The 16,378-nt window shown below is 64.1% G+C and carries 18 protein-coding genes; 2 read left to right on the top strand and 16 right to left on the bottom strand.

Annotated elements, in window-relative coordinates; translation table 11 throughout:
- The first annotated feature begins 181 nt into the window (after positions 1-181).
- Positions 182-1,126 carry a DnaJ C-terminal domain-containing protein gene (locus AC19YX_RS10115; protein WP_078469696.1) on the top strand — a complete coding sequence of 315 codons (945 nt, stop codon included), beginning with the start codon at positions 182-184 and terminating at the stop codon, positions 1,124-1,126.
- Positions 1,127-1,148: 22 nt separating this feature from the next.
- Positions 1,149-1,451, top strand: a complete 303-nt coding sequence (locus AC19YX_RS10110; RefSeq protein ID WP_020298733.1) for a chaperone modulator CbpM — start codon at positions 1,149-1,151, stop codon at positions 1,449-1,451.
- Between the two features lie 104 nt (positions 1,452-1,555).
- On the opposite strand, the gene AC19YX_RS10105 is transcribed toward AC19YX_RS10110, so the two are convergent.
- From AC19YX_RS10105 to AC19YX_RS10030, 16 genes are all read right to left on the bottom strand, one after another.
- Complete coding sequence (locus AC19YX_RS10105) at positions 1,556-2,695, bottom strand: sensor histidine kinase (protein WP_201129225.1); 1,140 nt, start codon at positions 2,693-2,695, stop codon at positions 1,556-1,558.
- Positions 2,696-2,807: 112 nt separating this feature from the next.
- Positions 2,808-4,508: an urease subunit alpha gene (gene ureC, locus AC19YX_RS10100; RefSeq protein ID WP_500606185.1), complete on the bottom strand. Its 1,701-nt coding sequence runs from the start codon at positions 4,506-4,508 to the stop codon at positions 2,808-2,810.
- A 116-nt stretch (positions 4,509-4,624) separates the two neighbouring features.
- Positions 4,625-4,930, bottom strand: coding sequence for an urease subunit beta (locus tag AC19YX_RS10095; protein WP_078469597.1), 306 nt, complete (start codon positions 4,928-4,930; stop codon positions 4,625-4,627).
- The gene (locus tag AC19YX_RS10090) at positions 4,927-5,460 is read right to left on the bottom strand and encodes a GNAT family N-acetyltransferase (RefSeq protein ID WP_500606184.1); all 534 of its coding nucleotides are present in this window, start codon (positions 5,458-5,460) and stop codon (positions 4,927-4,929) included. The genes AC19YX_RS10095 and AC19YX_RS10090 overlap by 4 nt, the downstream gene beginning before the upstream one ends.
- A 6-nt stretch (positions 5,461-5,466) precedes the next feature.
- A complete protein-coding gene (locus AC19YX_RS10085) occupies positions 5,467-6,000 on the bottom strand; it encodes a GNAT family N-acetyltransferase (protein ID WP_078469599.1) in 534 nt (177 codons plus the stop codon).
- Positions 6,001-6,009: 9 nt separating this feature from the next.
- Positions 6,010-6,312, bottom strand: coding sequence for an urease subunit gamma (locus AC19YX_RS10080; protein WP_020298739.1), 303 nt, complete (start codon positions 6,310-6,312; stop codon positions 6,010-6,012).
- A gap of 69 nt (positions 6,313-6,381) precedes the next feature.
- A complete protein-coding gene (locus tag AC19YX_RS10075; RefSeq protein WP_201129226.1) occupies positions 6,382-7,221 on the bottom strand; it encodes an urease accessory protein UreD in 840 nt (279 codons plus the stop codon).
- A gap of 30 nt (positions 7,222-7,251) precedes the next feature.
- Positions 7,252-7,950 carry an urea ABC transporter ATP-binding subunit UrtE gene (gene urtE, locus AC19YX_RS10070; RefSeq protein WP_201129228.1) on the bottom strand — a complete coding sequence of 233 codons (699 nt, stop codon included), beginning with the start codon at positions 7,948-7,950 and terminating at the stop codon, positions 7,252-7,254.
- Positions 7,951-8,045: 95 nt separating this feature from the next.
- Positions 8,046-8,906 carry an urea ABC transporter ATP-binding protein UrtD gene (gene urtD, locus AC19YX_RS10065; RefSeq protein ID WP_078469602.1) on the bottom strand — a complete coding sequence of 287 codons (861 nt, stop codon included), beginning with the start codon at positions 8,904-8,906 and terminating at the stop codon, positions 8,046-8,048.
- Positions 8,903-9,982 (bottom strand): urea ABC transporter permease subunit UrtC, encoded by a 1,080-nt coding sequence (gene urtC, locus AC19YX_RS10060; protein WP_500606183.1) that lies wholly within the window; start codon positions 9,980-9,982, stop codon positions 8,903-8,905. Before urtC ends, urtD begins: the two co-directional genes overlap by 4 nt.
- Positions 9,982-11,484 carry an urea ABC transporter permease subunit UrtB gene (gene urtB, locus AC19YX_RS10055; protein WP_500606182.1) on the bottom strand — a complete coding sequence of 501 codons (1,503 nt, stop codon included), beginning with the start codon at positions 11,482-11,484 and terminating at the stop codon, positions 9,982-9,984. Before urtB ends, urtC begins: the two co-directional genes overlap by 1 nt.
- Positions 11,485-11,642: 158 nt before the next feature.
- On the bottom strand, positions 11,643-12,908 hold the full coding sequence (urtA, locus tag AC19YX_RS10050; protein WP_020298745.1) for an urea ABC transporter substrate-binding protein: 1,266 nt from the start codon (positions 12,906-12,908) through the stop codon (positions 11,643-11,645).
- A 226-nt stretch (positions 12,909-13,134) separates the two neighbouring features.
- On the bottom strand, positions 13,135-13,434 hold the full coding sequence (locus tag AC19YX_RS10045) for a 7(1) septoil knot domain-containing protein (RefSeq protein ID WP_201129232.1): 300 nt from the start codon (positions 13,432-13,434) through the stop codon (positions 13,135-13,137).
- Between the two features lie 97 nt (positions 13,435-13,531).
- Positions 13,532-14,542, bottom strand: coding sequence for a FecCD family ABC transporter permease (locus AC19YX_RS10040; RefSeq protein ID WP_078469606.1), 1,011 nt, complete (start codon positions 14,540-14,542; stop codon positions 13,532-13,534).
- The gene (locus tag AC19YX_RS10035; protein ID WP_078469607.1) at positions 14,539-15,486 is read right to left on the bottom strand and encodes an ABC transporter substrate-binding protein; all 948 of its coding nucleotides are present in this window, start codon (positions 15,484-15,486) and stop codon (positions 14,539-14,541) included. Before AC19YX_RS10035 ends, AC19YX_RS10040 begins: the two co-directional genes overlap by 4 nt.
- Complete coding sequence (locus tag AC19YX_RS10030) at positions 15,483-16,271, bottom strand: ABC transporter ATP-binding protein (RefSeq protein ID WP_078469608.1); 789 nt, start codon at positions 16,269-16,271, stop codon at positions 15,483-15,485. Before AC19YX_RS10030 ends, AC19YX_RS10035 begins: the two co-directional genes overlap by 4 nt.
- Positions 16,272-16,378: the final 107 nt, after the last annotated feature.

The following is a 16,378-nucleotide window of genomic DNA, read 5'->3' as shown; positions in this document are numbered from 1 at the left end:
CAAACTTGCAGGCATGAGCCGGGCAATCACCGGGCGCTCGCAAGAACCGCCGGCGATTGCCGATAAACTTTTGATGCGCCGCACCAGTCAACGGGTTGAGATTGATCAATCCTTATGCTGCCAATGAGAGCATGCTGCACTGTATGCCGCGCGATATTGATAACGGATGGTGATTCCCTCGATGGACTTCAAAGACTATTACAAGATTCTCGGTGTGGAACCGACGGCGGACGACAAGGCGATCAAGGCGGCCTATCGCAAGCTGGCGCGCAAGTACCACCCTGACGTCAGCAAGGAAAAGGACGCCGAGGCAAAGTTCAAGGACGCCTCGGAAGCCTATGAAGCGCTGAAAAGTGCCGACAAACGCGCCGAATACGACGAAATGCGCAAATACGGCCAGCACGGCCAACCGTTCCAGGGGCCGCCGGGCTGGCAGGGCCGTGGCGGTTTTGGCGGTGGCCAGGATACCGGCGACTTTTCGGACTTCTTCAGTTCGATCTTCGGTAACCGTGGCCCGGGCTTTGGTGGTGGTGAACAATCGCGGCGCAGCGCCGGACGTCGTGGACAGGATGTGGAAATGGAACTGCCGATCTTTCTTGAAGAAACCCTCTCTGCCGAGTCGAAGAAGATCAGCTTCCAGGTGCCGCAGTACAACGCCGCCGGCCAGCATGTGAGCAACACCAGCAAGAGCCTGAACGTGAAGATCCCGGCCGGGGTCAGCGATGGCGAGCGTATCCGCCTCAAGGGCCAGGGCGCGCCGGGTGTGGGCGGTGGGGCCAATGGTGACCTGTACCTGACCATTCGCTTCGCCCCGCACCCGAAATTCGACGTCGAAGGCGAGAACCTGATCATCACCTTGCCCCTGGCTCCGTGGGAGCTGGCGCTGGGTACCGAGGTCGCGGTGCCGACCCTGACCGGCAAGATCAACCTCAAGGTGCCGGCCGGCAGCCAGAACGGCCAGCGCATGCGCGCCAAGGGCCATGGCTTGCTGAACAAGGCCGGCGAGCGTGGTTCGCTGTTCGTCCAGCTCAAGGCGGTGATGCCGAAACAGGCTGACGATGACGTCAAGGCGTTGTGGCAGGAGCTGGCGAAAAAGGCGGCGTTCGACCCACGGGAACATTTTTGATTCGAGAATGGAGTAGCTGAGTATGAGTACCCTGATCGTTCAGCTGGACATGGAAGAATTCTGTGAGGTGACCGACCTGTCGGCCGCTTACGTGATCGAAATCGTCGAACACGGGATCCTCGAACCTCAGGGCCAGGCGCCCAAGGATTGGCGTTTCAACGATTACCAGCTGGCCCTGGCCAAGCGCGCGGCCATCCTGCACCGCGACCTGGAGCTGGAGTGGCAAGGCGTCGCCCTGGCCCTGGACCTGCTGGATGAAGTGCGCGAACTGCGCGCGGAAAATCGCATGCTCAAACAACGCCTGGGGCGCCTGGTCCTCGACTGACCTGTAGCCGCTGCCGAAGCCTCGGGCCGCGTTCGGACGCTGGCCCTGATAAACACCGCGGATGTTTCAGGAAAACGTCGGCGTTTGGGCGCCCCGTTGTGTTTTCAGGGCTGTGCCCGGGAAACCCGGGGCAGGGTGACGGTGAAGGTGGTGCCGTCGCTTTCGTTGGAGCTGACTTCGATGCTGCCCTGGTGCGCGCTGACCACTTCCTTGACGATAAACAACCCCAGGCCAAGGCTGGTGGAGGGGGTGCCCAGCTCTTCACTGGCGCTGCGCACCAGGGGGTCGAACAAGGTGCTCAGGGCGTCCTTGGGGATGGGCGTGCCGTAGTTGTGCACCGTCAGCAACACCTGTTCGGCGCCGCCGGTGATGGTCACGGTCACGGTGCGGCTGTTGTTTCCGTGCTGCAACGCATTGCCGATCAGGTTCTGCAGCATCTGTTCGATGCGCCCGCGATCCCAGATGCCGTGGCCATCACCGTGGAAATTCAGCGAGGGGGAGCAATCGGGCTGCCCGGCGCAGGCTTCATCCATGGCCGCTTTGGCGGCGCTGGCCAGGTCCATCGGTGCCGGCTCGATCGGCAAGCCGCTGCCCAGCCGGCTGCGCACAAACTCCAGCAAGTCACTGACCATCGCCCCCATGTGTCGCGCGCCGCTCTTGATCCGCGCCACGTAGGCCAGGCCCTCGGCGTCCAGCGCGACACGCCGCGCCAGCATCTCGGTGGACATGCTCACAGCCTGCAAGGGTGCGCGCAGGTCATGGCCGAGAATCGCCAGGAAGATATCCCGCGAACGATCGACCTGTTCGGCATAGGCCGCGGTGGACTCGGCCAGCGCTTCGTCGATGGCTTCGTTGAAGCGGATCATGTCCTGGAAGTACATCAGGTCCGGTGATTCCAGGCTGCCCACCCACAGGCGGATCACGCAGGCGCGCAGGTGGCGAAATTCGGAGGTCATCTGCACCAGGTCAAAGCCCACGGTGTGCCGCAGTTCGCCATGGCTGGCGGCGGCCTCATCCAGGCTTGGGGTTTTTTCCGGCCCTTCGCCCTTGGCCTTGGCCTGTTGTTCATGGGCGGTCTGGGCGGTGCGCATATCGCGCGCGGCGGCCAGCAGGATCGATTTTGCGTGATCGCGCAATTGCAGGCGGGTCATGGAGTCGGCGGCAGGGGCGATGGATTTCGCAAACTGCTCCCATTCATCAACGATTCGATCAACGTGTTGCACGATGAAATCGGACAGGCGCATAGCCGGGAACCCTGCAGGCAATTGTGAGAAATCGAGTGGCATCTTAGCGCCAAACCGGGGTTTTCAAAACTCGTGCTGCCAAACAGGGTTCCGGGCTGATCAGTGCCGGGTTCTAGAAGAGAAAATAACGTTGTGCCATGGGTAGCACCTCCGCCGGTTCACACCACAGCAGCACGCCATCGGCCTTGACCTGATAGGTCTGCGGGTCGACATCGATCTGTGGCAGGTAGTCGTTGTGGATCAGGTCGGTCTTTTGCACCTGGCGACAGCCCTTGACCACCGCGATGCGTTTTTTCAGGCCCAGGGTCTCGGGCACGCCGGCGTCCAGGGCCGCCTGGCTGATAAAGGTCAGGCTGGTGGCATGCCGGCTGCCGCCAAAGCTGGCGAACATCGGGCGGTAATGCACCGGCTGCGGGGTCGGGATCGAAGCGTTGGCGTCGCCCATCAGGCTGGCGGCAATCGCCCCGCCCTTGAGGATCAGGGTCGGCTTGACCCCGAAAAACGCCGGGCGCCACAGCACCAGGTCCGCCCACTTGCCGACTTCGATCGAGCCCACTTCGTGGCTGATGCCGTGGGTGATCGCCGGGTTGATGGTGTATTTGGCGATGTAGCGCTTGACCCGGAAGTTGCTGTTGCCCTCGCCGTCGCCCGGCAGCGGACCGCGCTGCTTGTGCATCTTGTCGGCGGTCTGCCAGGTGCGGGTGATGACTTCGCCGACCCGGCCCATGGCCTGGCTGTCGGAGCTGATCATGGAGAACGCGCCCAGGTCGTGGAGGATGTCTTCGGCGGCGATGGTCTCGCGGCGAATGCGGCTTTCGGCAAAGGCCACGTCTTCGGCGATGCTTGGGTCCAGGTGATGGCAGACCATCAGCATGTCCAGGTGCTCGTCGATGGTGTTGCGGGTGAAGGGCCGGGTCGGGTTGGTCGAACTCGGCAACACGTTGGCAAAACCGCAGGCCTTGATGATGTCCGGTGCATGGCCGCCGCCGGCACCTTCGGTGTGGTAGGTGTGAATGGTGCGGCCTTTGAAGGCGGCCAGGGTGGTTTCGACGAAGCCCGACTCGTTGAGGGTGTCGGTGTGGATCGCCACCTGGACGTCGTACTGGTTGGCGACGCTCAGGCAGTTGTCGATGGCCGCGGGGGTGGTGCCCCAGTCTTCATGCAGCTTGAGGCCGATTGCCCCGGCCTTGACCTGCTCGATCAAGGGCTCCGGCAGGCTGGCGTTGCCCTTGCCGGTAAAGCCGATGTTCATCGCGAAGGCGTCGGCGGCCTGGAGCATGCGCGCCATGTGCCAGGGCCCCGAGGTGCAGGTGGTGGCGTTGGTTCCGGTGGCTGGCCCGGTGCCGCCGCCGATCATGGTGGTGACGCCGCTCATCAGCGCTTCTTCGATCTGCTGCGGGCAGATGAAGTGGATATGGGTGTCGATGCCGCCGGCGGTGAGGATCATGCCTTCGCCGGCGATGACTTCGGTGCTGGCGCCGATGGCGATGGTCACGTTGGGTTGGATGTCCGGGTTGCCGGCCTTGCCGATGGCGGCGATGCGCCCGTCCTTGAGGCCGACATCGGCCTTGACGATGCCCCAGTGGTCGATGATCAGGGCGTTGGTGATCAGGGTGTCGACCACCTCGGCCGCCAGCAACTGGCCCTGGCCCATGCCGTCACGGATCACCTTGCCACCGCCGAACTTCACTTCTTCGCCGTAGGTGGTGAAGTCCTTCTCCACTTCAATCCACAGCTCGGTATCGGCCAGCCGCACCTTGTCGCCGACGGTGGGGCCGAACATGTCGGCGTAGGCCTCGCGGGAAATGCGCATTCCTCGGTCCTCGGAAATAAGCGGCAAGCTTTAAGCTGCCCGCTGCAAGAAAAATCAAAAGCTATCGATAGCGCCGCAAATGGCTGTTACTTGCCGCTTGAAGCTTGAAGCTGCGCTCAAAGAGCGCCCATCACTCGCCCGGCAAAGCCGAATACCCGGCGATGCCCGGCCAGGTCCACCAGTTCCACTTCCCGGGTCTGCCCCGGCTCGAAGCGCACGGCGGTGCCGGCCGGGATGTTCAGGCGCATGCCCCGGCTGGCGGCGCGGTCGAAGGTCAGGGCGTCATTGGTCTCGAAGAAGTGGTAGTGCGAGCCGACCTGGATCGGCCGGTCGCCGCTGTTGGCCACTTTCAGGCTCAAGGTGCGACGGCCGACATTGAGTTCGATGTCGCCGGGCTGGATCTGGTATTGGCCTGGAATCATGCGGGCAGTCCCAAAGTCTTGAAGTAAATGGCGGTCGGGGTGTAGCTGCCGTCCGGGCTCTGGCAGTAATTGGGCAGTTCACCGACCCGGATGTAGCCCAGGGAGCGGTAGAAGTCCTCGGCGGGGGAGCCGGCTTCGGTGTCCAGGTACAGCAGGCCGCGCTTGTTCTGGCGGGCTGCCTGCTCCAGGGCCGTCATCAGTTGCTGGCCCAGGCCGCGGCGACGGGCGTCGTGGCGCACCTGGAGTTTCTGGACCTCGGCGCGATTGCGTCCGTTGGGTTTCTGGCACAGCGCCAGTTGTACGCTGGCCAGGACCTTTTCGTTATCCACCACTACCCACAGCAGCAGGCTGGCGTCTTCCACCCCGGCCTGCAGGTTGCGCAAGTAGGCATCGGCCTGGGCCTGGTCGAGGTCGGCCATGAAGCCGATCGAGGCCCCGTGCTGCACCGCGTCGAACAGCAGATCACTCAGTCCCTGGCGGTAATGGGCAAAACTTTCCCCATGTACTCGGCGCAGTTGGGCAGCGTTCATCGGGTATCACTCCTTGTCGATGGCGGGCGGCAGCGCCCCGGGGTTGAGGATCAGTTGCATGAAGGTCAGGTCCAGCCAGCGTCCGAACTTGGTGCCTACTTGAGGCATCTGTCCGGTGGTGATGAAACCCAGACGCTGGTGCAGGCGGATCGAAGCCTCGTTGCCGCTTTCGATGGCTGCGACCATTACGTGCTTGTCACAGCCCCGGGCGCGTTCGATCAGTGCTTCCATCAGGCGTGGGCCAAGGCCGTTGCCGCGCTGGTCGTCGCGCACGTACACCGAGTGTTCGACGCTGTGGCGAAAGCCGTCGAACGGTCGCCAGTCGCCGAACGAAGCGTAGCCGAGCACCACTTCGTCGGCATTGATGATCACCAGGATCGGGTAACCCTGGGCCTGCCGGGCGCTGAACCAGGCCTGGCGGTTGCCCAGGTCCACGGGCTGCTCGTTCCAGATCGCCGTGGTAGTGCGCACGGCGTCGTTGTAGATGTCACGGATCGCCGGCAGGTCGGCATGCAGTGCATCGCGGATGCGGTAAGTCATGGCGCGGCCTCAGGCGATGGGTTGGTGGACGGTGACCAGCTTGGTGCCGTCGGGAAAGGTCGCCTCGACCTGGATCTCCGGGATCATTTCCGGGATGCCCTCCATCACTTGTTCACGGCTGAGCAGGGTGGTGCCGTAGTGCATCAGTTGGGCCACGGTCTGGCCGTCACGGGCGCCTTCGAGCAGCGCCGCGGAGATATAGGCCATGGCCTCCGGGTAATTGAGTTTCACGCCACGGGCCAGTCGTCGCTCGGCCACCAGGCCGGCGGTGAAGATCAGCATCTTGTCTTTTTCGCGTGGGGTCAGGTCCATCGTGTTCAATCCGTTTGGGCAGTTAAAAGGTTCAGCGCGTCAGGGCGGCGGTCCCGCGTGACAGGCGCTTCATGTATTCCAGATCCTCGGCGGCACGGCCTCGCGCCCGAGCAGGGCGGGGCGCAGCAGGCGCCACAGGTCGATCAGCCAGGCCCGGGCCAGCAGCGCTTCGCTGGCCAGGCAGCGGGCCACCAGCAGCCCGGGCAGTTGTGTCAGGTCGCCGCGTACCTCGTGGGGCAGGGAGCGGCAGGTCTCCAGCAGTTGCGTGTCGATTTCGCCGGTGACCAGCAGGGTCGCGAACACCGGCTGGCCGTCCAGGCCGATGGGCGAGTCCAGCAGGCCGTCGCCCCCGACAATGCGCTGGCGTTCGTGCCAGAGCAACTGGCCGTCACGGCGGATATCCAGGTGCGATTGAAAATGCCCGAGGTCAAAGCGTTCACCGCTGGCCGGGCGGCCCAGGGCCACGATGTCCCAGTAGAACAGTCGAGCGTCGCCCTCAAGCTCTATCACGGTCGCCAGTTCCGCCTGGGCGGCGCTGAACACGATGCTCTCCTGGGGCAGCCATTCCAGGGTGGCACCGGCGGCGACGTGCAGCTCAAGGTTTTGGTACGCCGGCCCAGCGGCGCGGTACCACTTGGCGGCGCCAGGGCTGGTCAGTTGCGCCCAGGCATCGGTGCCGACGCTGGCGCGGATGTCCAGGCGGTCGCCACCGGCAATCCCCCCAGGGGGGTGGACGATGATGTGCTGGCAGACCTCGGGGCCTTCGGCATACAGGTGCTTCTGCACCCGCAGCGGGCCCAGGTGACGGCGCTGCACCGGACGCGTGGTGTCGCCGAAACGGGCGTAGCCCAGCTCCAGCTCGGCATGCCAGCTAGGGGTGAACAACGCGGTGTGGGCAGGAAGATTCATGGTTCGCGCTTATCGTCAGGAGGCTACAGGTTAGATCGTAACCAGGCCGCGTACACCTTCGGTTTCCATATTTTCGCCCCGCCCTTGCTGGACGATTTCACCCCGGGACATCACCAGGTACTGGTCGGCCAGCTCAGCGGCGAAGTCATAGAACTGTTCCACCAGCAGGATCGCCATGTCGCCTCGCGCCGCGAGTTTTTTGATCACCGCGCCGATCTCCTTGATCACCGAAGGCTGGATGCCTTCGGTGGGCTCGTCGAGGATCAGCAAGCGCGGGCGGCTGGCCAGGGCGCGGCCGATGGCCAGTTGCTGCTGCTGACCGCCCGACAGATCGCCGCCGCGACGCTGCTTCATTTGCAGCAGCACCGGGAACAGTTCGTAGATAAAGGCCGGCACCTCCTTGGCTTCCTTCGCGCCGAAACGTGACAGCCCCATCAGCAGGTTCTCCTCCACCGTCAGGCGCGGAAAAATCTCCCGGCCCTGGGGCACATAGGCAATGCCGGCGTGCACCCGCTGGTGCGGTTTGTAGCCGGTGATGGCCTGGCCTTCCCAGGTGACCGTGCCTTCCTTGGTCGGCAGCAGGCCCATCAGGCACTTGAGCAGGGTGGTCTTGCCCACGCCGTTGCGCCCGAGCAGGCAGGTGACTTCACCCACCGTTACGTCAAAGCTCAGGCCACGCAGAATGTGGCTGCCGCCGTAGTACTGATGAAGGTGTTGGATCTGGAGCATGGAAGAACCTCAGATAGGAGAGCGGCAAGCTGCAGGAAAGAGCGGGTGTACGGTTTTGCTTTCAACTTGCCGCTTGAAGCTTTCAGCTGGCCGATTCATCGGCCCAAATAAACCTCGATGACGCGTTCATCGGCCTGCACCTGCTCCAGGGAGCCCTCGGCCAGTACGCTGCCCTGGTGCAGCACGGTGACGTGGTCGGCGATGGCGCCGACGAAGCCCATGTCGTGCTCCACCACCATCAGCGAATGCTTGCCCGCCAGGCTCTTGAACAGTTCGGCGGTGAACTCGGTTTCGGCGTCGGTCATGCCGGCCACCGGTTCATCGAGCAGCAGCAACTGCGGGTCCTGCACCAGCAGCATGCCGATTTCCAGGAACTGCTTCTGGCCATGGGACAGCAGGCCCGCCGGGCGCTGGACTGAGGCAGTCAGGCGAATGGTCTGCAGCACCTCGTCGATACGGTCGCGCTGTTCACCGCTGAGTCGGGCCCGCAGGCTGGCCCACACCGATTTGTCGGTCTTTTGCGCCAGCTCCAGGTTCTCGAACACACTCAGGGCTTCGAACACCGTGGGTTTCTGGAACTTGCGGCCGATCCCGGCCTGGGCGATCTGCACTTCGCTCATCGCCGCCAGGTCCAGGGTCTCGCCGAACCAGGCCTTGCCGTGGCTGGGCCGGGTCTTGCCGGTGATCACGTCCATCAGGGTGGTCTTGCCCGCGCCGTTGGGGCCGATGATGCAGCGCAGTTCGCCCACGCCGATGTACAGGTTCAGGTCGTTGAGGGCCTTGAAACCATCGAAGCTGACGCTGATGTCTTCCAAGGTCAGGATCGTCCCGTGGCGCGTGTTCAGGCCCTTGCCAGCGGCCTGACCGAGGCCGATGGCATCGCGGCTGCTGCCCTGGTCCTTGTTGGGTTCCAGGATAGGTTCGAGCATGAACTCCGCCGTCGCCGTGACTCTCATTGCTCACCTCGTTTTTTCAGCAGGCCGATCACGCCCTTGGGCAGGTACAGGGTCACCACGATAAACAGCGCCCCGAGGAAGAACAGCCAGCACTCAGGGAAGGCCACGGTGAACCAGCTCTTCATGCCGTTGACCACGCCGGCCCCCAGCAGCGGCCCGATCAGCGTGCCACGCCCGCCCAGGGCCACCCACACGGCAGCCTCGATGGAGTTGGTCGGTGACATTTCGCTGGGGTTGATGATGCCCACCTGGGGCACATACAAGGCCCCGGCCAGGCCGCACAGCACCGCGCTCAGCACCCACACGAAGAGCTTGAAGCCGCGCGGGTCGTAGCCGCAGAACATCAGACGGTTCTCGGCGTCGCGCAGGGCAGTCAGGACCCGGCCGAACTTGCTCTGCGCCAGGCGCCAGCCAATCCACAGGCTGGCCACCAGCAACAGTACGGTGGCGAAAAACAGCACCGCGCGGGTCCCGGGTTCGGTGATGCCGAAACCGAGAATGGTGCGGAAGTTGGTGAAGCCGTTATTGCCGCCAAACCCGGTTTCGTTGCGGAAGAACAGCAGCATCCCGGCGAAGGTCAGGGCCTGGGTCATGATCGAGAAATACACGCCCTTGATCCGCGAGCGGAAGGCGAAGAAACCGAACACCAGGGCCAGCAATCCCGGGGCCAGCACCACCAGGCACAGGGCCCAGAGAAAATGGCTGGTGCCGACCCAGTACCACGGCAGCTCGGTCCACGAGAGGAAGGTCATGAACGCCGGCAAGCCATCGCCCGAGGCCTGGCGCATCAGGTACATGCCCATGGCATAGCCGCCCAGGGCAAAGAACAGCCCGTGGCCCAGGGACAGCAGCCCGGCATAGCCCCAGACCAGGTCCAGGGCCAGGGCGACGATGGCGTAGCAGAGGATCTTGCCCACCAGGGTCAGGGTGTAGGCCGAGACGTGCAGCGGGTTGTCCGCTGCCAGCAGCGACAACAGCGGCAAGGCCAGCAGCACCAGGAGCAGCAGCGCACCGACGGTGAGCGTGACCCTGGGTCCGGCTTTCTGGCTGGCGGTAACGAGCAGTGGTTGATTCATCAGTCGATCACCCGTCCTTTCAGAGCAAAGAGGCCTTGCGGACGTTTCTGGATAAACAGAATGATCAGCGCGAGGATCAGGATCTTGCCGAGCACGGCGCCGATCTGCGGTTCGAGAATCTTGTTCGCGATGCCCAGGCCAAAGGCCGCCAGCACGCTACCGGCCAACTGGCCGACCCCGCCCAGCACCACCACCAGGAACGAGTCGATGATGTAGCTCTGGCCCAGGTCCGGGCCGACGTTGCCGATCTGGCTCAGGGCCACGCCGCCGAGCCCGGCGATCCCCGAACCGAGGCCGAAGGCAAGCATGTCGACGCGCCCGGTGGGCACGCCGCAGCAGGCGGCCATGTTGCGGTTCTGGGTCACGGCGCGCACGTTCAGGCCCAGGCGTGTCCGGTTCAGCAGCAGCCAAGTGAGCACCACGACAAACAGCGCGAAGCCGATGATCACGATGCGGTTGTACGGCAGCACCAGGTTGGGCAGCACCTGGATCCCGCCCGAGAGCCAGGCCGGGTTGGCCACCTCGACGTTCTGCGCGCCGAATACCAGGCGCACCAGTTGGATCAGCATCAGGCTGATGCCCCAGGTCGCCAGCAGGGTTTCCAGCGGGCGGCCGTAGAGGTGGCGAATCACCGTGCGCTCCAGGGCCATGCCGATCGCCGCGGTGACGAAAAACGCCACCGGCAGGGCAATCAACGGGTAGAACTCGATGGCCTGCGGGGCGAAGCGCTGGAACATCAACTGCACCACGTAGGTGGAGTAGGCGCCGAGCATCAGCATCTCGCCGTGGGCCATGTTGATCACCCCCAGCAAACCGAAGGTGATCGCCAGCCCCAGGGCCGCCAGCAGCAGGATCGAGCCCAGGGACATACCGCTGAAGGCCTGGCCCAGCACCTCGCCCACCAGCAGCTTGCGCTTGACCTGGGCCAGGCTGGTTTCGGCGGCGGTGCGCACCGCAGCGTCGGCTTCGACCCCGGGCTCGAGCAGGCCTTCGAGGCGGGTGCGGGCCAGCGGGTCGCCGGTTTCGCCGAGCAGGCGCACGGCGGCCAGGCGTACCGCCGGGTCGCTGTCCACCAGTTGCAGGTTGGCCAGGGCCAGGCTCAGGGCGGCATGTACGCTTGCGTCCGGTTCCGCGGCCAATTGCCGATCAAGGAATGTGAGTTGCGCCGGCTTGGCGCTCTTTTGCAATTGCTGGGCTGCCGCGAGGCGGATCTTGCTGTCGGCGGCAAGCAATTGGTGGCTGGCCAGGGCGGTGTCGATCAGCCCCCGCAAGCGGTTGTTCAGGCGCAGGGTCTTGGCTTGGCCATCGACCGTCAACTGGCCTTGCTGCAAGGCGTTGATCAGTTCGACGCGCGCCGGGTCGGGCTGCGCAGCCCAGGCTTCCAGCAGTTGAGCCTGCTGAGACGGGTTGGCCGCGACGAAGTCTTCGGCGTCACCGGCCCTGGCTGCCAGCGGCAACAGCAGCAGGCAGGCGAGGATAAAACGGTAGAGGGCAGTGGGCATATCGTTGGCCTTGCGCGGACAGGCCGGGGCCTGTGCGTGATCCTGTCGCCGTTGCCGAAGGCTGCGCTGACCCGGTTGGCCCGGGCTGGTCACAGCTTTCGGCAGCGGCGACAGAGGTTGTGCCGGACCGCAGACGGCGTCCGGCTTCCATCCCTTGCTTAGTTGCTCTTGACCGCGTAGTCCGGCTTCTTGTCGTTACCCGGAATGAACGGGCTCCACGGCTGGGCGCGGATCGGGCCTTCGGTCTGCCACACCACGTTGAACTGACCGTCGGGCTGGATCTCGCCGATCATCACCGGCTTGTGCAGGTGGTGGTTGGTCTTGTCCATGGTCAGGGTGTAGCCGGACGGCGCGGCAAAGGTCTGGCCGGCCAGGGCTTCGCGGACCTTGTCGACGTCGGTGGATTTGGCTTTCTCCACCGCCTGGGCCCACATGTGGATGCCGACATAGGTGGCTTCCATCGGGTCGTTGGTCACGGCCTTGTCCGCCCCCGGCAGGTTCTTGGCCTTGGCGTAGGCCTTCCAGTCGGCGACGAATTTTTTGTTGGTGGGGTTATCCACCGACTCGAAGTAGTTCCACGCCGCGAGGTTGCCCACCAGGGGTTTGGTGTCGATACCGCGCAGTTCTTCCTCGCCCACGGAGAAGGCCACCACCGGCACGTCGGTGGCTTTCAGGCCCTGGTTGGCCAGCTCTTTGTAGAACGGCACATTGGAGTCGCCGTTGACGGTGGAGATAACGGCGGTCTTGCCCCCGGCGGAGAATTTCTTGATGTTGGACACGATGGTCTGGTAGTCGGCATGGCCGAACGGGGTATAGACCTCTTCGATGTCCTTGTCGGCCACGCCCTTGGAGTGCAGGAACGAACGCAGGATTTTATTGGTGGTGCGCGGGTACACGTAGTCGGTGCCCAGGAGGAAGAAGCGCTTGGCGCCGCCGCCGTCTTCGCTCATCAGGTATTCCACGGCCGGGATCGCCTGCTGGTTGGGCGCGGCACCGGTGTAGAAGACGTTGGGCGACATCTCTTCGCCTTCGTACTGCACCGGATAGAACAGCAGGCCATTGAGTTCTTCGAACACCGGCAACACCGACTTGCGCGACACCGAGGTCCAGCAACCGAACACCACCGCGACCTTGTCCTGGGTCAGCAACTGACGGCCCTTCTCGGCGAACAGCGGCCAGTTGGAGGCGGGGTCGACCACCACCGGCTCCAGCATCTTGCCGTTGACCCCGCCCTTGGCGTTGATCTCGTCGATGGTCATCAGCGCCATGTCTTTGAGCGAGGTTTCGGAGATCGCCATGGTCCCCGACAGCGAATGCAGGATACCGACCTTGATGGTCTCGGCGGCCTGGACGGTCCAGGTCAAGCCCATCGCGGCAATGCTTGCCGTGAGTGTGAAAGCCTTGATCAAGCTGCGACGCTTCATTGTGCGATCCCCATGACTATTTGAGTTTTTCAGGTGGCAGATGCGAGCTACTGAAAAGCTGTTTTGCAAGGGGTGTGCCGAGTCTCTGCAAGGCATGAAAACGTCGCCTTGCGCGCACAGGCAGGGCAGGCGATGCCCCAAGACGAGGCCTTGAAAAGGGGGTGGTGCGTCAGGGTGCTTCATTGTGGTGCTGCCGCAGGGCGGCAGCCGAGGTCGCCAAGGAGCCTCAATTCACGCCGGGGAAGGAATCCACATACTCGATGGTGAAATCGGGAAAGGAGTCGACAATCTGGACCTTGTAATCCGGGAAGCTGTTGACGATTTTCCACTTGCCTGCCGAGTCGGGGAAGGCGCTGACCTGCTTCACCTTCAGGTCGGGAAAGGAGTGCACCACTTTGACTTTGTAGTCCGGGAAGCTGTTGACGAACTGGATGTTGCCGTAGATTTTCGAGACATCGACCGTGGTGTCGGCCATTGCGCAACTGGAGCCGAACACCAGCAGCGACAGGCAAAGATTTTTCAACATGAGACTCATCCTGAGCAGTGTGAGGCGCGCATTCTAGGGCGCGCCGAGCCGTTGTGGGAAATCGTCCTATCGCCGCCTATCTGTATGCCGAAGGCCTTCAGCGCCGGCGCATCAGCCCGATAAAGAACAACCCGCCGATAGCCGCCGTGGCCACGCCGATCGGCAGGTCTTCGGGGGCGATCAAGGTGCGTGCCGCGACGTCGACCCAGACCAGGAACAGGCTGCCCAGCAGCACGCACACCGGCAGCAGACGCCGGTGTTCGGCGCCCACCAGGCGGCGGGCGATGTGCGGCACCATCAGCCCGACAAAACCGATGGAGCCGCTGATGGACACCAGCACGCCGGTCATCAGGGAGGCGATCAAAAACACCCGCAGGCGCACGTTGCGGGCGTTCAGGCCCAGGGTCACGGCGGTCTGCTCGCCGGCCATCAGCGCGTTCAGTGGGCGGGCCATGCCCAGCAGCAACACCAGGCCGAGCAACACGCTGATGGCGGGGATCGTCAACAATTCCCAGCGCGCCAGGCCGAGGCCGCCCAGCATCCAGAACATCACCGCCGAGCTGGCGCGGTGGTCGCCCAGAAACAACAGCAGATTGGCGATCGCCATCATCACAAAGGACACCGCGACCCCACACAGCAGCAGGCGATCGCTGTCGAGACGGCCGTGGCGCGCGGCGATGCCGAGCACCAGCAGCATGCTCAGCAAGGCGCCGATAAAGGCCGCCAGGGGCAGGGTCAAGAGACCGATCACTTGCCCCACATGCAGCACCACGATCACGGCGCCCAGGGTCGCGCCGGACGTCACCCCCAGCAGGTGCGGGTCGGCCAGCGGGTTGCGCGTCACCGCTTGCAGCACCGCGCCGATCAGCGCCAACCCGGCGCCCACCAACGCCCCAAGCACCATGCGCGGCACGCGAATCAGCCAGACGATATGTTCCTGTCCGGCACTCCAACTCACCTCACCGATACCCAGGGCCTTGTGCAGCAGGATGCGCCACACCACGTCCAGTGGCACCGGCGCCGGGCCGAAGCCGAGGGAGACCACGCAGGACACCAGCAACAGCGCGCCCAGGAGCATCAGCAGCCCGGCATAACGACGGTTGATCATGGGCCGTGGAAACCCTTGGCCAGGGTCTGCACCGCCAGCACGTTGTCGATGCCCGGGGTGGCCTGGACGTAGGGGATCACGATAAAACGCCGGTTCCTGATGGCGTCCACCGACTGCAACGCCGGGTTGTCCAGCAAGAACTGCTGCTTCTGCTCGGCGCTGATTTCGCTGTAGTCGACGATCACAATCACCTGCGGATTGCGCTCGACCACGGTCTCCCAGTTGACCCGGGTCCAGCTGGTGTCCAGGTCAGCAAGAATGTTGCGCCCGCCAGCAGCATCGATCAGCGCCTGGGGCATGCCCAGGCGACCCGAGGTCATGGCGCGGTCTTCACCGCTGTCGTAGAGGAATACCCGTGGCCGGTCGGCGGGCAGCTGTCGTTTGACCTCGGCCACCTGCTGCTGCATCTGGCTGATCAACTGATTGGCGCGGTCCTGCACATCGAAAATGCGCCCCAGGTTGCGCAGGTCGTTGTAGGTGTCGTCGAGGCTGGCGGCCGGGCGCTTCATGACAAAAGCGCAGGACTCGGTCAGCTCATAGACGTTGATGCCCAGTGGCGCCAGGGTCTGGGGCGTGAGGTCGCCGCCGACGCGCATGCCGTAGTCCCAACCGGCAAAAAAGAAGTCGACGTTGGCGTTGAGCAGGGTTTCCACCGATGGGTATTTGGCCGCGAGTTCCGGCAGCCCGGCGAGGCTGGCCTGCATCTCGGGAGTCATGGCTTTCCAGCCGCTGATGCCGCTGTAGCCGACCATGCGCGGCTTGAGGCCGAGGGCGAGCATCATCTGGGTCATGTTGATGTCATGGCTCAGGGCGTGCCGGGGGGCCTGGTTGAAGGTCACTTCGCGGTTGCAACTGTGGACGGTCAGCGGGTAGTGGGTGGCCTCGGCCAGGGCTTGGCCGGCCGCCAGGGACAGGGCGAGGCACAGCAGGACGCGCAGGGTCATGGTTGGGTTATCCAGGTAATGCGTGGATGGTCGGCCAGCGGATGGCGATCGATCAGGGCCTCGACCCCGAACACTTCCCGCAGCAGTTCGGCGGTCAGGACCTCGGTCGGCGTGCCGCTGGCGACGATGCGCCCGTGATCGAGCACGTACAGCCGGTCGCAGAAAGCCGCGGCCAGGTTCAAGTCGTGGATGCTGGCCAGGGTGCCTACCCCCAGGCGTTTCACCCATTGCAGCAGCTGCAGTTGGTAGCGTGGGTCGAGGTGGTTGGTCGGCTCGTCGAGGATCAGCAATTGCGGCTGCTGGGCCAGGGCGCGGGCCAGAATCACCCGCTGCTTTTCACCGCCGGAGAGGGTGGCGAAGGCATGCGTTTCAAAGCCCAGCAGGCCTACCGACTGCAGGGCCTGGCGGGCCAGTTCGCGGTCATGGGCGGTGTCGCCATCGAACAAGCCCTTGTGCGGGGTCCGGCCCATGGCGACCACTTCTTCAACGGTCAGACCGAAGGCGTCGGGGAACTCCTGGAGCACCACGGCAATGCGCTGCGCGCACCAGCGTGGCGATTGCCGCCACAGGTCGTAATGCTCCAGGCGCACTTCGCCCTGCTGCGGTTTGCTGAAGCGATAGGCGCAGCGCAGCAGGCTGGTCTTGCCGCTGCCATTGGGCCCGATCAGGCCGACGAACTCCCCCGGTGCCACATGCAGGCTGGCCTCACGCAGCTGGAACTGGTGATGACAATGGCCCTGGCCCAGGGGTGTCCAGGCCAGGTTGGTGAGGTTCAGCGAGGTCATGCGCGATCCGTATTGATTGCCCGGCGCCGCGATGGGGCGGCGGGCAGCAAGCTTACACTTGTAGGTTACAAAGTAACATTGGCTCGGGTCGAACCGGGCCGCGCACA

It is taken from the genome of Pseudomonas sp. MF09150 (assembly GCF_059862355.1).
The sequence above is the reverse complement of the archived record's forward strand: the minus strand, read 5'-3'. Positions and strand labels throughout refer to the sequence as shown.

Bases quoted from the DNA above. Each gene is read 5' to 3' on its own strand.
- AC19YX_RS10115 (WP_078469696.1), top strand. From the start codon at position 182: ATGGACTTCAAAGACTATTACAAGATTCTCGGTGTGGAACCGACGGCG.
- AC19YX_RS10110 (WP_020298733.1), top strand. From the start codon at position 1,149: ATGAGTACCCTGATCGTTCAGCTGGACATGGAAGAATTCTGTGAGGTG.
- AC19YX_RS10105 (WP_201129225.1), bottom strand. From the start codon at position 2,695: ATGCGCCTGTCCGATTTCATCGTGCAACACGTTGATCGAATCGTTGAT.
- ureC (WP_500606185.1), bottom strand. From the start codon at position 4,508: ATGCGCATTTCCCGCGAGGCCTACGCCGACATGTTCGGCCCCACCGTC.
- AC19YX_RS10095 (WP_078469597.1), bottom strand. From the start codon at position 4,930: ATGATTCCAGGCCAATACCAGATCCAGCCCGGCGACATCGAACTCAAT.
- AC19YX_RS10090 (WP_500606184.1), bottom strand. From the start codon at position 5,460: ATGAACGCTGCCCAACTGCGCCGAGTACATGGGGAAAGTTTTGCCCAT.
- AC19YX_RS10085 (WP_078469599.1), bottom strand. From the start codon at position 6,000: ATGACTTACCGCATCCGCGATGCACTGCATGCCGACCTGCCGGCGATC.
- AC19YX_RS10080 (WP_020298739.1), bottom strand. From the start codon at position 6,312: ATGGACCTGACCCCACGCGAAAAAGACAAGATGCTGATCTTCACCGCC.
- AC19YX_RS10075 (WP_201129226.1), bottom strand. From the start codon at position 7,221: ATGAATCTTCCTGCCCACACCGCGTTGTTCACCCCTAGCTGGCATGCC.
- urtE (WP_201129228.1), bottom strand. From the start codon at position 7,950: ATGCTCCAGATCCAACACCTTCATCAGTACTACGGCGGCAGCCACATT.
- urtD (WP_078469602.1), bottom strand. From the start codon at position 8,906: ATGAGAGTCACGGCGACGGCGGAGTTCATGCTCGAACCTATCCTGGAA.
- urtC (WP_500606183.1), bottom strand. From the start codon at position 9,982: ATGAATCAACCACTGCTCGTTACCGCCAGCCAGAAAGCCGGACCCAGG.
- urtB (WP_500606182.1), bottom strand. From the start codon at position 11,484: ATGCCCACTGCCCTCTACCGTTTTATCCTCGCCTGCCTGCTGCTGTTG.
- urtA (WP_020298745.1), bottom strand. From the start codon at position 12,908: ATGAAGCGTCGCAGCTTGATCAAGGCTTTCACACTCACGGCAAGCATT.
- AC19YX_RS10045 (WP_201129232.1), bottom strand. From the start codon at position 13,434: ATGTTGAAAAATCTTTGCCTGTCGCTGCTGGTGTTCGGCTCCAGTTGC.
- AC19YX_RS10040 (WP_078469606.1), bottom strand. From the start codon at position 14,542: ATGATCAACCGTCGTTATGCCGGGCTGCTGATGCTCCTGGGCGCGCTG.
- AC19YX_RS10035 (WP_078469607.1), bottom strand. From the start codon at position 15,486: ATGACCCTGCGCGTCCTGCTGTGCCTCGCCCTGTCCCTGGCGGCCGGC.
- AC19YX_RS10030 (WP_078469608.1), bottom strand. From the start codon at position 16,271: ATGACCTCGCTGAACCTCACCAACCTGGCCTGGACACCCCTGGGCCAG.